The organism is Streptomyces sp. PH10-H1, from assembly GCF_030063355.1.
In the GTDB taxonomy this organism is placed as follows: domain Bacteria; phylum Actinomycetota; class Actinomycetes; order Streptomycetales; family Streptomycetaceae; genus Actinacidiphila.
Map to the genome: position 1 here is coordinate 1 of NZ_JASISZ010000084.1, position 13199 is coordinate 13199.

Consider the following 13199-nt stretch of genomic DNA (forward strand, 5'->3'; position numbering starts at 1 on the left):
GGTCACGAACGTGCGCCCGCCCTGGGACGGGTACTCCCAGGCCCGGTCGCCGGCGGCCGGGGCGGGGAGGATCCCGACGTGCTCCCAGCCGTCCGGGACCGTCACCCGCACCTGCCAGTGCGACGGCGCGTACAACGCGTTGACCTTCTCCTTCTCCGACATCGCCGCGAACGCCTGCGGCGTGATGCGGCGCGGGGCGCCCACTCCGCTGGCCCAGGTGTGCTTGGCGTACGCGAAGGTGCGGTCGAGCTCGACCAGGCGCGGCAGCTGCTCGGGGACGTTCGGGGGCAGGATGAGTTCGGTGCGGCCCTGGCCGGCGGTGGCGTGCAGCAGGCCGCGGATCTCCTCGGACATCACCGGGTAGCCGTCGGCCCACTTCGCGCCGGTCTTGGCGGGGATGGTGCGGGTCCACAGGTCGCGGCCGGTCTGCGACGGGGAGCCCATCAGCGTCACGTCCGGCCAGTGGATTTTCAGGGCCTTCCACAGCTCCACGAACGCGTCGCGGACGGTGGCCGGGTCGGCGTCGCCGACCTCGAACCACTCCCCCACGGAGCGGATCTCGGTGTGCTGGTCGCCGCGCTGCCACCGGCCGACGGGGTTGCGCGGGTGGACCAGGTGGCCGGCCATCCGGTCCTTGCCCCGGGAGGCTTCCACCGTCCAGGCGTCCCCGGGCTGGGCGTTCAGCCAGGCGGCGACCGCGTCACGCAGGAACGGGTGCCGGGCGGCGTCGGCGTGCCACGGGTCGCCGGCGGTGATGTAGATCCGCTCCACCGACGCGGGCAGCACCGCGTACACGGCGGCCAGGATCTCCGCGACGGACGCCGCACCCAGCTGCACGCGCACCGTCGTCTCGCGGTGGACCAGGACGCCCGTGCGGGTGTCCAGGAACGCCATCGCCCGCGCCTGCTGGGTGAAGTTCGGGCGGGTCGAGGCCAGGTTCGGCGTCACCGCGCACCACCGGTCACCCTCGGGACCGGCCGGGATCGAGGGGAGCTCCCGCTCGACCTCCGCTTCCAGCACGGCGACCTGCGCGGGCGGCACGGTGGTGGCGGCCGCCGCGGCCGGGACGTCGGCGTGCTCCTGGTCGTCGACGGCGGTCTCGGTGACGTCCTGCTCCGGAGGCGCCGGGGTGTCGACAATGTCGGTGACTTCGGGCGCCACTTCGGCGGCCGGAGCGGGGGTTTCGGGGCGGCGCAGGTCCGGAACGACCGCACCCGTGGCGGTGATCGTCTGTGCAGGCGCCTGCGGCGCCGTGTGATCATCGGGGTGTGCGGGGGCCGGTGCGGGTGTGTCAGGTCCGGAGGCGGGCGCCGGGGGGCCCAGGGCGGGCACCAGGGCGACCACGTCGATCACCGCCAGGCCGGCGGCCGGGGCGATCCGGTCGGCCTTCGCCTTGTCGTACCCCGCCAGCAGCACGATCCGCCGGCCGCGTTCCGCCTCGAGCTTCGCTAGGGCGACCTGCGCCTTCTTGATGTCGTCGCGCAGCGTGCGCAGTTCGGCAAGGGCGGTGGTGTAGGTCTTGGCGTCCATCACGATCCCTGATGCGGTGCGGATGAGGCGGCATGGCCGCTGGTGGGGCGGGTCGTGACGTAGGCGATGGCCCCGCCCGAGTTCGATTCCAGACGGGTTCCCAGCAGCAGGCCCGCGACGGCCCGATCGGCGGCATCCGGGGCGGTTAGGTGGGTGACCGGGCGAACCAGGTCGGTGAGGTGACCGGCCAGGACAGCGTCGGGGAAGGCGTGACGGCCTGGCGCGCTCTTCTCCCAGTGCTGGAGGCCGGTCAGGACAGCCACGACGTAGCCCGACAGCGTGATCGGCAGTACTCCCCCGGCCGCGACGGCCGCCGCGTCGCAGCGCCAGTGTCCGCGCAGCGCGGCGAGCAGGTCGGCGGGCGGCAGCTCGGCCGCGAAACCGATCCACCGCCGGTTGCCCTCGGGGGCAGGGCGAGCCGTATCCACCCGCAGCACGGCAAGTTCGGGTGCCGCCAGCTGGTCCAGCGGAGCCAGCGCCCGGTCCCGCAGCGCCTGGACCACCGGCAGGGGCACCATCACCCGGTTGCCCCGGCGCGACAGGCCCGGCAGGACCCCGGCGTGCACGAGACGGCGGAACGTCGTGACAGCACAGCCGAGTTCCTCAGCTGCCTGCCCCGTCGTCAATAGCACCACGCCTCCTTGCATACAAACTCTGATATCTGATCAGGTATCTACGGTAGTGGGTGGGTGGCTGCCCGTCAACGAACAACACCCCCGCCACGTCGGTGACACCGACCGTTAGGGCAAGGATCCCGTTGTGCCGTGCGGCTGTTCGCCGGTGCGGCCCGGGCGCGTGTGAGCGGGGTGGGGCAGTGCGGTGCGCCGGAGGCCGGTTCACCGGGCGGACGGCGATCGGGCGCTGGCTCCGGCGCGCCGCCGGGTGTTCGGGGCCGGTCTCCGGGTGAGGGTGGGTGCGTCACCCGGTTCGTACCGTGGCGGCAATTCCCGGTACCGTGCAGCGGCTCCACCCGCCGAGCCGCGTCCTGCCCCCCGGGGAACACCCACCCCACCACCCCCCGCACGACACGCTCGGTCTCGGGTCAACCGTTGCGTGGGATGCCTTGGGCGATGCTGATGCCAGGACCTCTCAGATGCCGGTGCCGGCTGCCCGGGTGATTGAACGGGCAACCTGCTGCGCAAGGGTCGCCGGCGACAGGTGGCGCTCCGCCCGCAGCAGGAAACCCACCGGGGAGTCCTTGATCTGGGCGTCACGTGCCTGCGCTGTGGCCTGGCGCAGCATGAACGTGGCCAGCGAAGCGCCGGCGACCGTGACGGGAACCTGACCTGCGAAGTGCCCCAGGCCCAGGGCGGCGAGGCCGCCTACTTCGAACTTCATGTTGAGCGAGCTGGTCACTGCCTTGATGTTCAGGCCCCTCATCGCTTTCCGCAGGTTCTTCAGGGGCTCCTCGAAGTCGGTCTCCCAGGCCAGGCGCAGGTAGTGCTCGAACGCGTCGCGGTCCTCGATCCCCGCGACGCCCTGCTGAAGCGTGGCCGCGGTCGCGGCCACGGCCTGGGTGAAGGCGTCGAACTCGTCGCGGTAGCGCGTGCGCAGCTCGATGATCTTGTCGGCGGAGACGGTTTCCAGGTTCGCGGGAAGGACACATCGCACGGCCATGATGGCCAGCCGGTGCTCCGCGTCAGTGTCGACGGCGGGCCTCCTGCAGGCCGGGGATACCGGGGTCCGGTGTGGCGGGGCATAGGGAGTGGTGGTGTACCCGGCACCAGGGCGAACCGTCCTGGGTCGGTCGGGCCACCCCGGACAGGACGTGCCAGCGCTGGTTGTCCGGGATCAGGTGGGTGGGTAGTTCGCCGGGGTGCAGGGGGACGGCGCCGTTGTTGTCGCGGTAGTACCACTCGACGCGGTTGCCGCAGGCGGTGCAGCGACCCGGCTGGCTGGAGCGCAGAAGTTTGGTGGGGCTGTCGGGGCTGACACGCAGCGTTCGTGGAGGGCGGCGGTTCTTGGGGGTGCCGTCCCAGGCGAAGCCGTCAGCGGCGGGGTTGTTGGTGGTGCGCATGCGGTGAACGTCGCAGACGACACGCCGTCACCGGGTTGCCGGAGCCGTGTCTGTCCCCCAGGAGGCGGCAATTCCCGCGCATGCGTTCGCTTACTAGCCCATACGTTCGCTGGCCGTACCAGTTCGGGTGGCGGCGGCCAGCCTCGCTCGGTGCTGCGAGCCTCGCCGACCGGAGGTCAGGTAGCAAGTGGGACCGGCGGTTCGTGGCCCGCGCACAGGGTTCCTAGGAGTTCGTCGAGGGGGGCGCCCAGGGCGTGGGCAAGGGCGTGCCAGGTGGTGAGGGTGCCGATGGCGCGGCCCTGCTCAAGCTCGATCAGCGTGCGGCGGCCCAGGCCACTGCGGTCGGCGAGCTCGTCGTAGGTCCATCTGCGCGCGGCCCGCAGCCGGGACAACTCCAGTCGGAGCGCGGCAAGGTCGGGGTCGGGCGGAAAGATCGTCACTCGCCCATCGCACGGTGCTACCCCCTGCGTTGTCAGTGCAGACCTCTGCCCTATTTTCCCTCGTCAGCGGCTATGAGTGAGGGCAGGAACCTGCACTACCGTGCCCGGCTACCGGGCTGCTTCCGTCATGGCAGCAGCCCGGCCCCGCGAACGCATAGCACGGAGGACGGCGACCGATGGGGCCCGGAACAATCCCGCACGTGGTGCGGGGTACCTGGACGATGGAGGTTCGACCACACCCAGATGGGGCGATTCTGGTCTGCCCGTGGTGTGGCCGGATGAACCGTTCCGGGTTTGACCGAGGCTCGATCTCTTGGGAGGATCGGGATCGTTATGTCGAAGCCATATCCGAAGGAAGTCCGTGAGCGGGCAGTGCGCCTGGTTTTCGAGACCCGTAATGAGTACAAGACCGAGTACCAGGCTCTGCGTGCGATCGGTGCCAAGCTCGACATCGGCGTCGAGAGCCTGCGGAACTGGGTGCGTCAGGCGGAGGTCGACGCGGGCGCCAAGCCCGGCGTCACAACCGAGGAATCGGCCCAACTCAAGGCGCTGAAGCGGGAGAACGCCGAACTCAAGCGTGCGAACGACATCCTGAAAGCCGCGGCGTCTTTCTTCGCGGCCGAGCTCGACCGGCCACACACACGCTCGTAGCGTTCATCGACGAGCACCGGGACCGCTTCGGCGGAGTCGAGCCGATCTGCAGGACGCTCACCGAGCACGACTGCAGCATCCACCCCTCCACCTACTACGCCCACAAGAAGAACGTCCGCTCCGCCCGTGCGGTACGGGACGCCGAGCTGATCGCGCTCATCAAGACCGTCCACGCCGAGAACTACAGCGTCTACGGCGCCCGCAAGGTCTGGCGTGAGCTCCTGCGTCAGGGCCACCAGGTCGCCCGCTGCACCGTCGAACGTCTGATGAAGGCCGAGGGCCTGTCGGGAGCGGTACGTGGGAAGAAGGTCGTCACCACGGTCTCCGACAAGAACGTGGAGCGAGCGCCTGACCTGCTGAAGCGCGAGTTCGTCGCCACCGCACCGAACCGGATCTGGGTCGCGGACTTCACCTATGTCCACACCTTCTCCGGCACGGTCTACGTCGCTTTCGTCGTGGACACCTTCTCCCGCCGGATCATCGGCTGGTCGGCCGCGACCAACAAACGCACCGGTCTGATCATGGACGCCCTGGAGATGGGCCTGTGGCAGCGCGACCGCGCCGGCGTCCCCATCAAGCGCGGCGAGCTGATTCATCACTCGGACGCGGGCTCGCAGTACACCAGCTTCCGCCTGTCCGCCCACCTCGCCTCCGAGGACATCGCGGCAAGCATCGGCACCGTCGCCGACGCCCTGGACAACACCCTGATGGAGTCCACGATCGGGCTGTACAAAACGGAGTTGATCAAACGTCAGAAACCCTGGCGCAGCCTCACCGCCGTCGAGATCACCACCGCCGAATGGGTCGACTGGTACAACCAGGCCCGACTCCACGGCGAGCTCCATCACGTACCACCCGCCGAATACGAAGCCGCCTACTACCACCAGAACCAGCAAAAACCGCTGGTCACAGCCACAACCTAGAGTCTCTACCGAACCCGGAACGATTCAGTGCGGGTTGGCCGCATATGGAGCAGGCGCCGGTCCAGATGGCGAGGAGGGCCTGGAGTTCGCGGAGGACGGCGTAGAGGGTCAGGCCGGCGCAGGGGCTTTTGGGTCGAGTCGCAGGAGGGTGCAGAAGGCTTGGGCGAGGTTCGCCGGTGGCCCCACCTTGCGTTTTCCCGGGCCAGTTGCAGGATCAGCTTCTTGAGTGCCGCCCTGGTCGGCGGTCGCCCGGTACGAGCACGCCGGCTGTAGTCCCACTTCGCGGCGATGAACCGGCGGTGCCAGCCAGAACCGGTCCTCCGGCTCGTAGCGGACCGGGCCGGCGAGCTGGCGGCGCAGGACCGCGTTCTCGTGCCGCAGCACGACCAGCTCGGCGTCCTTCGCGGTGTCGCGGCGCAGCAGCACCCCGGGGACGGACAGCAGCTTGCGGGCCACCTTGTACAGCAGCGAAATGATCACGTCGGCATGGTGTCAGCCGAGCTTCCCCCACCGCTGCCAGCTGCAGCGATGACTTTCCGAGCCCGACAGGGTCAATTTCAGGCAACTTCCCCAGGGCCCCGCTCGCCCGACAACCGTCACTCAGCGTGGATGATCCACGGAAAGTGAGCCAGAACCTGACTTTTCGGACAGCAGGGCGTGGTCAGGCGATTCGAACAATGCGGTCCCGTGGGGCCGCTTGGCCATCAGCCGCATGAGGCCGGTCAACCCGACGGAATATCCGGGCTGACCGGCTTCATGGTTGTCAGCGAGCAGTCATGCCTCTTTCATCGCCTCGCCGGCTGGATTTGACGTGACCATTGCAGGTCGCCCTGGTGTGAGCCGGCTGAAATGCCTCCTCACCCAGGGCCGCCCCATGACAGCCGAGCAGGCGGTGCCCTCAGAAAACTCCCCAGGGGTCGGGGTGCGGAGCGAGGGCGGGGTCTTCGGACCAGATCAGCCGGGCTTCGAGGTCGTCACCGAGGAGTTCCTTCAGGCGGTCCACCGCCCAGCCGTTCCAGTAGACAGCGGTCGGGAATTCGGGCAACCGCCACGCCGGCAGGTCGGCGGGAAATGCTTCCGGCCGGAAGACCGCCTTCTTGACCTCACCTCCCGAGCGCTTCGGCTTGGAGGAGCGCCGGGTGTCCAGGCAGTCGACGACGCTCTGCACGAGGTAGAGGACGTACTCCCCGGCGTCCAAGATGCTGTCCGGGCCGTCGGCGATGTCCAGAGGCTCGAAGCTCCCGGCGCGGCACAGCTCATCGCGCAGCAGGTCGGCGACCCGCCGGCTCAGCACCGGGGCACCCGGGTACCCGGAGGGGAACTCGGCCGGGCGCACGCGCGGATCGCCGTCGTCCGTTGCGGCCCATTCGGCGCTGAAGCCGGTGGGCCGGCCGCCTTCGGGAGAACCGCCGGTCTGCCAGCGCATGAGTTTGAGGAGATTGTTGATGTGCAGCGTCCGGAAGTCGCCCAGGCCGGGCAGGAGCCGGTACGCCCGCAGCGGCGCCTGGGTCGCGTCAGACATCACGGCCCCGTCCACACGGCGCCGGTGCCCGGAACGCCGGTCGCGAGTTCACTCTCGACCGCGCTGCCGATGTTGCGCAGTTCCTGTCGGATCTCGGCACGGATGGCGCGTGCGCCGACACCTTGGGCTGTCCTGGCCGCGACGAGGCTTTCCAGGTGCACGGTGACGCGGTCCAGGAACGGTCCGCGGTGGGTGAAGTTGTGGGGTCGGGGGTGTCCCAGCGGAATGCCGTTAGCGGCGTCATTGATGTTTACTCCGTACCTCTGCAGCAGGGCGCGCGCTCGGGCGCTGCCCGCGCGGTTCAGACTGGAGGGTATGAGATGGGCCGCCGCCTGGCCAGGACCGACCACCCGTCCCTCGCGGCCCATGTTCTTCCGCAGCAGAGCGGCGTTCTGCGCACAGGTCAGCAGGCCGAGATAGTCCACCCACGCCAGCGGATTGGGTACGTAGGCGCGCTCGTTCGGGCCGGCTTCCTGTCCCAGCGGGTCGGGGCTGACGTAGGCGGCGGTGACCGGGTCGTAGTGGCGGAAGTAGTTGTAGTGGAGCTGGGATTCGGGGTCGAAGTACTGGCCGGGAAAGCGCAGGGGTGTGGAGGCGGTGGAGTCGCCGTCATCGGCGGGCATGCCCCACAGGGTGGTGCGGGAGCGCCAGGCGATGTCGCCGGTTTCGGTGACGAGTTCGGTCGGGGTGCCGACCAGGTCGGTCACGATGGCGAAGAAGCGCTGGTCGATGACGTCCTGAGGGGCGTCGGCCAGGGTGGTGCGTTCCGTCTGGGTGAGGACGCGCATCTCGTCGCGCTCCCACGTGAGGGTCACCACTTCGGAGTTGCCCGAGACGCGGGTGGTCTGTTCCACGAGGTGGGTGCCGTCCCAGGTGAAGCGGGTCTCTTCCTGGACGGTCTCCCCGTCGGGTGCGAGGCGCTGCTTGGCTATGCGGCGGCCCAGGGGGTCGTAGAGGTAGCGCCAGAGCCGGCCGTCCGGGGTGGTGACGGTCGTCAGACGGTCGTCGGAGTCCCAGGTGTAGCGCCAGTTGTCCGGTTTGCGCGACAGCCGGGTCTTCTGGCGTAGCACCACGCGGCCCAGGGCGTCGTGTTCGTAGCGGATCTGCCCGGCACTCTGGACGAGGCCGCCGCTGACGGTGCGGGGGCCGTTGGCGTCCGCTTCGGCCGGGGTCGTGGCGTGGGTGAGATTGCCCGCCGGATCGTAGGCGTAGGTCTCGGTCCAGTCGGCGCCGGTCACGCCCGTCACGCGCCCCACCCGGTCGAGGGCGAAGGAGCGGGTGCCGGTCGCCCGGTCCTGGATCGAGGTGAGGTGGCCGTCCCTGCGGTAGGTGTAGTCACGGTGCAGCAGCACGTGGCTGTCGGGGCCTGCGGCGAAGCTGTCCGACGGCGCGGAAGCGGCTTCCGGGGCTGGGCCCGTGAGGGTAAGGGCCGCGACGAGGTCGGACTCGTTCCACTTCTGGGTGAGGCGGACCGTGGCACCGAGGACGCGTTCGATCTCACGGCCCGCGATGTCGTGCGTGAAGCTGAGGGTACGGCCGGCCGAGTGGATGGATTCGAGCCGGCTGTTGGCGTCCCAGGACCAGGTGCTGACCGACCCGCCGGGTGTGCGGCGTCCCGTGCGGCGGCCGAGCAGGTCGTACGTGTGCGTGAGGGCGTGGCCGTCGCAGGCCTCGGTGAGGACGCGGCCCAAGGGGTCGCGGACGTACGTCAGTTCGGCGTCGTTGTTCGTCGCCCGGGTCAGCTGTCCGGAGTCGTCGTAGGTGAGCGAGGTGATGCCGTCGGGGGAGCGCTGCTCGGTGATGCTTCCCAGCAGGTCGCGGGTGTAACTGATCGTCTGGCCCAGTCCGTTGGTGCGGGTGGTGAGCTGTCCGGCGGCGTCGTGGGTGTAGCTGAGCGCGCCGCCGTGGAAATCCAGCTCGCGGATCATTCGCCCGGCCGCGTCGTAGTCGTAGGTCCAGGTGAGGCCCTGGGCGTTGGTGACGGCGGTCAGCCGCAGTTCGGTGTCGTAGGCGAACTCGACCCGCGCCCCGTCGGGGGTGGTGCGGGCCGAGGTCAGGTCGAAGTGCGTGCTCTCGAACGAGGTGACGCCGCCAATGGGGTCGGTGTGGGAGACCATGTTCCCTTCCCCGTCCCATACCCACGTCTCGGAGGAGCCGTCGGGGAGGGTCCGGGTCAACGGCTTGCCTTCGAGGGTCCAGGTGTGGAAGGTGGCGGCGCCGAGCGGGTCCACGACGGTGTCCACCCGGCCGAAGGAGTCACGGGTGCAGCGGGTGGTGGTGCCCAGCGGATCGGTGACCGCGAGCGGCAGACCGGCCGGGTCGTTCGTCAGCCGGTGCTGTCCGCCGAGCGCGTCGGTCACCGAAGTCAGGCCGCCTGCCGCGTCGTACGTGTACTCGGTGCGCGCGCCCACGGGATCGGTCGACGCGAGGCGGTTGCCCCGGCCGTCGTATTCATGCAGCCAGACGTGGCCGCCTTCGTCGACGATCCGAACCGGCAGATTCAGCTCGTTGTGGGTGAAGCCGACGATCGTGCCGTTCGGGTACACGACGGCGGTGAGGTTGTCGGCATCGTCGTAGCCGAGACGCGTGGTGCGGCCGAGCGGATCGGTGACGGCGGTCAGCAGCCGGTTCCGCTGGTCCCACTCCTGCACGGTGATGTTGCCGAGCGGGTCTGTGGTGCTGATGGTCCGGTAGGCGTCGTTGTGCGCATGCGTCGTCGTATGGCCGAGCGAGTTGGTGAATCTGGTGGTCCTGGTCTCGTCGTCGTAGGCGAACGTGCTGGACATGTAGCCGTCCGTCCCGGTGGTGCGGACCACTCGCCCCGCCGGGTCGTAGACGTAGCCGTACTCGGTGCCGTTGCGATCGGACCAACTGGTGAGACGGTGCTGGTCGTCGTAGCCGAAGCGCAGCGGCAGCCCGGAGGAGTTGTAGACCTCGGCGAGGTTGCCGGCCTGGTCGTAGGCGAACCGGACGAGGGTCGGGGTGTCGGGGTCGGACAGCAGCCTGAAGGAGGTGATCCGGTGTTCGTGGGATTCCACGCCTATGTGGTAGCCGCCGTGATGCCGTACCGCCGAGGGGCTGCCGGCCGGATCGTACTCGATGTCGAAGCGGTTGCCCTCGCGGTCGACGACAGCGGTCAGCGGCAACCGGACGGACCCCGAGGAGGGGGCCGGAAGGTCCAGAGGCCGGAATTCGAGCTTGCTCGCGTCACCGGGCACGGTGACGGTCATGACGCCGCCCGGCGTTCCGTCCCAGTGCAACGGCCAACGGGGTCCTACCACCGGCGTGATCTGCCGGCCGGGCACCGGGACCGGATAGTGCAGCAGCATGCCGTCGGCCGCGGCGAGGCGTACTCCTTGACCGTCGATCTCCAGATGCTGGTCGAGAGTGGAGGCCCACGACGGACCGAACCAGGTGCCGGCCCGGTACGAGGACACGTGCGAGCGCTGGAGGAGCAGGGGGAGCACCCCGGGCAGCTCCACATCGGTCTGCTCCAGAACCATCTCGCCCGTGGAGACATCGACCGGGTCCGTCTCGCAGACCCGCTCGCCCATGGTCTTTCCGCCCCGCCGGAGCGAGCCGAGGCCTTTGCGGAGCGCGTTGCCCAGGCCACCGAGATGGCCGCCCATGCCTTTCATGAGCTTGGGCAGGTTCTTGGCCATCTTCAGCAGGCCGCCGGCGGTGGTCAGGCCCTTGAAGCCGGGGATGCAGTCCATCGCGGCGAACAGCACGTCCCAGAGGCTGGCTTTGCCCTGGGCGTATTTGATGAGGGTGTCGGCGAGGACGACGAGGGCGGCGGCCAGCACGATCCAGGCCAGCGGGCCACCGATGATCATCACGACGATGCCCAGCACCGCCACGATGACCTTGCAGACGGCGACGATGTCGTCCCAGTGGTCGGCGACCCAGTCGACCGCCTTCTCCCACCAGTGCTTGTTCTTGATCCCGGCGTCGGACGCCTCGTGCAGCGCGTGTTCCGCAGTCGACGCGGCGGCGTCCCGCAGGTGGGCGGCCTGCGCCGCCAGCTCCTTGGCCGCGTCCAACCGCTGCTGCGCGTCATGGACGGCGCTGTTGGCGGACTTCTGCGCGTTGGAGGCGTCCAGCGCGTTGCGCGTCGCGGTGCGGACCTCGTCCGCCGACGGCGGCTCCACGCCCGGCTTCGGGTCGGCCTGGTACTCCTTGGACTTGTCGCCCGCCCGCTTCACCCAGTCGTCGGCGGTGCCCTGCGTGGTCTTGGCCGCGTCCAGATCCTGCCGGGCGGTACGCCCCTGCGCCAACGCCCGGTCCGCGTCGGCCTGCGCGGTCTCCAGCTTCGGCCAGTACGTCTCCAGGGCGCCCGACGCGAGCCGGTAGGACTTCTCCAACTTGCTCAGTTCATTGGGCAGATCACCGAACTGCTCCCGGTACGCGTCTCCCGCCAGACCCGCCCAGTCCTGAACGGCGTTGTCCCCGCTCAGCCCCCGGACCGACCGCAGCGCCGACGAGACGTCGTCGGCGAAGTCGCCCAGCTTGCGGGCGAGTTCCTTCACCTCGAACGGATCACCCGGCACCGGATCCCGGTCCAGGTCGAGCACATGCCAGTCCGTCGGACGGTTCGTCACCGTGCACCCCCGTGCCTCGCCCCATGCCCTACACGCGTGATCCTACCGACATGCATTCGCTATTGGGGCAGGTGCACATCAGTCGGTCCTACGTTGTTGATGGGTCGGATGGGCCAGTCGTAAGGTCCGGAGATCCAGAGACACCGGGTATGGCTTTCAGTCGGTTGCCCTCGATGGTTCCCGCCACCTGGCCGCCCGACACCCCCGACGACTCGACCGCTGATGAGGAGTTGCGGGCCCCCTGCGGGTGCATCGCTGAGTAGGACCACGCTGGCGAGGTCGTCCGGACGAACAGCATGCATCGAGCGACCGGAGGAACAGGTGGCACATATCTGGGCGGGTACGGACATCGGCAAGACCCATCACCACTGCGTGGTCCTGGACGCCGAAGGCACGAAGCGGCTCTCGCGCCGAGTGCTGAACGACGAGCCGGACCTGCTGGCGCTGCTCGCCGACGTCCTGGCGCTGGACGAGGACGTGGTCTGGGCGGTCGACGTCGCCGACGGCATGGCCGCGCTGCTGATCAACCTGCTGCTCAACCACGGCCAGCAGCTGGTCTACATACCCGGCCTGGCGGTCAACCGGGCCTCGGCCGGCTACCGGGGTATGGGCAAGACCGACGCCAAGGACGCGACCGTGATCGCCGACCAGGCCCGGATGCGGAAGGACCTGACCGTCCTGCGGCCGGACGACGAACACACCGTCGAGCTGAGGATCCTCACCAACCGCCGGGCCGACCTCAACGCCGACCGCACCCGGCGCATCAACCGCCTGCGCGGCCAACTCACCAGCATCTTCCCCGGGTTGGAACGGGTCTTGGACCTGGGCAACGTCGGCCCGCTGATCCTGCTGACCGGCTACCAAACCCCGGCCGCCCTGCGCCGCACCGGCCGCAGCCGACTGGAGACCTGTCTGCGGAACCGCAAGGTCCGCGCCGCCGAGGCCCTGGCAGAGGCGGCTCTGGAAGCGGCCGGCCGCCAGCACACGGCCGTCCCCGGGGAGAAGATCACCGCGCAGGTGATCCACACTCTGGCGAAGGAGGTGATGGGCCTCAATGAGCAGATCGCCGAGATCGACAAGCTCATCGCGGCCCGGTTTCGCGACCACGAGCTCGCCGAGGTGATCGCCAGCATGCCCGGCATCGGCCCGCTGCTGGGCGCGGAGTTCCTGGCCGCCACCGCCGGCGACATAAGCCGCTTCGGCACAGCGGACCGCCTGGCCAGCTTCGCCGGAGTCGCCCCGGTACCCCGCGACTCCGGCAACGTCAGCGGCAACCTGCACCGGCCCCGCCGCTACCACCGCGGCCTGCAACGCGTCTTCTACACCTCCGCGCTGATCAGCATCCGCAGCTGCGAAGAATCCCGCCACTTCTACGACCGCAAGCGCGCCGAAGGCAAGCGACACACCCAGGCCGTCCTGGCCCTGGCCCGCCGACGCGTCAACGTCCTGTGGGCCCTCATCCGCGACGGAAAGTGCTTCCAACGTGAAACTCCCTGTCACCGCCGTTGCTTGACA

At 69.4% G+C, this 13199-nt stretch carries 9 protein-coding genes and 1 pseudogene; 2 read left to right on the forward strand and 8 right to left on the reverse strand.

Annotated elements, in window-relative coordinates:
* The 5 genes from QMK24_RS34225 to QMK24_RS34245 form a co-directional block, all read right to left on the reverse strand.
* Window positions 1-1530: Mucin-19 (locus QMK24_RS34225; protein WP_283470767.1), on the reverse strand; the 1530-nt coding region annotated here is incomplete at its 3' end.
* Entirely contained in the window at window positions 1530-2162 is a 633-nt protein-coding gene (locus QMK24_RS34230) for a helix-turn-helix domain-containing protein (RefSeq protein ID WP_283470768.1), read from the reverse strand. The genes QMK24_RS34230 and QMK24_RS34225, both read right to left, overlap by 1 nt.
* 457 nt (window positions 2163-2619) lie before the next feature.
* On the reverse strand, window positions 2620-3147 hold the full coding sequence (locus QMK24_RS34235; protein WP_502962681.1) for a DUF6236 family protein: 528 nt from the start codon (window positions 3145-3147) through the stop codon (window positions 2620-2622).
* A 22-nt stretch (window positions 3148-3169) separates the two neighbouring features.
* Window positions 3170-3547 carry a DUF6083 domain-containing protein gene (locus QMK24_RS34240; protein ID WP_283470769.1) on the reverse strand — a complete coding sequence of 126 codons (378 nt, stop codon included), beginning with the start codon at window positions 3545-3547 and terminating at the stop codon, window positions 3170-3172.
* Between the two features lie 176 nt (window positions 3548-3723).
* The gene (locus QMK24_RS34245) at window positions 3724-3987 is read right to left on the reverse strand and encodes a helix-turn-helix transcriptional regulator (RefSeq protein ID WP_283470770.1); all 264 of its coding nucleotides are present in this window, start codon (window positions 3985-3987) and stop codon (window positions 3724-3726) included.
* A gap of 333 nt (window positions 3988-4320) precedes the next feature.
* Between QMK24_RS34245 and QMK24_RS34250 the strand changes: the two genes are divergently transcribed.
* Window positions 4321-5561 (forward strand): IS3 family transposase gene (locus QMK24_RS34250; RefSeq protein WP_283470771.1). Its coding sequence is split into 2 segments (ribosomal slippage): window positions 4321-4594 and window positions 4594-5561, totalling 1242 coding nucleotides; the frame shifts between segments, so codons are not numbered across the junction.
* 108 nt (window positions 5562-5669) lie between these two features.
* Here the strand turns inward: QMK24_RS34250 and QMK24_RS34255 are convergent.
* The 3 genes from QMK24_RS34255 to QMK24_RS34265 form a co-directional block, all read right to left on the reverse strand.
* The gene (locus QMK24_RS34255; protein ID WP_502962682.1) at window positions 5670-6041 is read right to left on the reverse strand and encodes a hypothetical protein; all 372 of its coding nucleotides are present in this window, start codon (window positions 6039-6041) and stop codon (window positions 5670-5672) included.
* 418 nt (window positions 6042-6459) lie between these two features.
* Entirely contained in the window at window positions 6460-7083 is a 624-nt protein-coding gene (locus QMK24_RS34260; RefSeq protein WP_283470772.1) for a hypothetical protein, read from the reverse strand.
* Entirely contained in the window at window positions 7083-11684 is a 4602-nt protein-coding gene (locus tag QMK24_RS34265; protein WP_283470773.1) for a DUF6531 domain-containing protein, read from the reverse strand. The genes QMK24_RS34260 and QMK24_RS34265 overlap by 1 nt, the downstream gene beginning before the upstream one ends.
* Before the next feature lie 321 nt (window positions 11685-12005).
* On the opposite strand from QMK24_RS34265, the pseudogene QMK24_RS34270 reads away from it, so the two are divergent.
* Window positions 12006-13178, forward strand: a pseudogene (locus QMK24_RS34270) (IS110 family RNA-guided transposase); the annotation flags it as partial.
* Window positions 13179-13199 lie beyond the last annotated feature (21 nt).

Coding starts and splice junctions, on each gene's coding strand:
- QMK24_RS34235 (WP_502962681.1), bottom strand. CDS start 3,147: ATGGCCGTGCGATGTGTCCTTCCCGCGAACCTGGAAACCGTCTCCGCC.
- QMK24_RS34240 (WP_283470769.1), bottom strand. CDS start 3,547: ATGCGCACCACCAACAACCCCGCCGCTGACGGCTTCGCCTGGGACGGC.
- QMK24_RS34260 (WP_283470772.1), bottom strand. CDS start 7,083: ATGTCTGACGCGACCCAGGCGCCGCTGCGGGCGTACCGGCTCCTGCCC.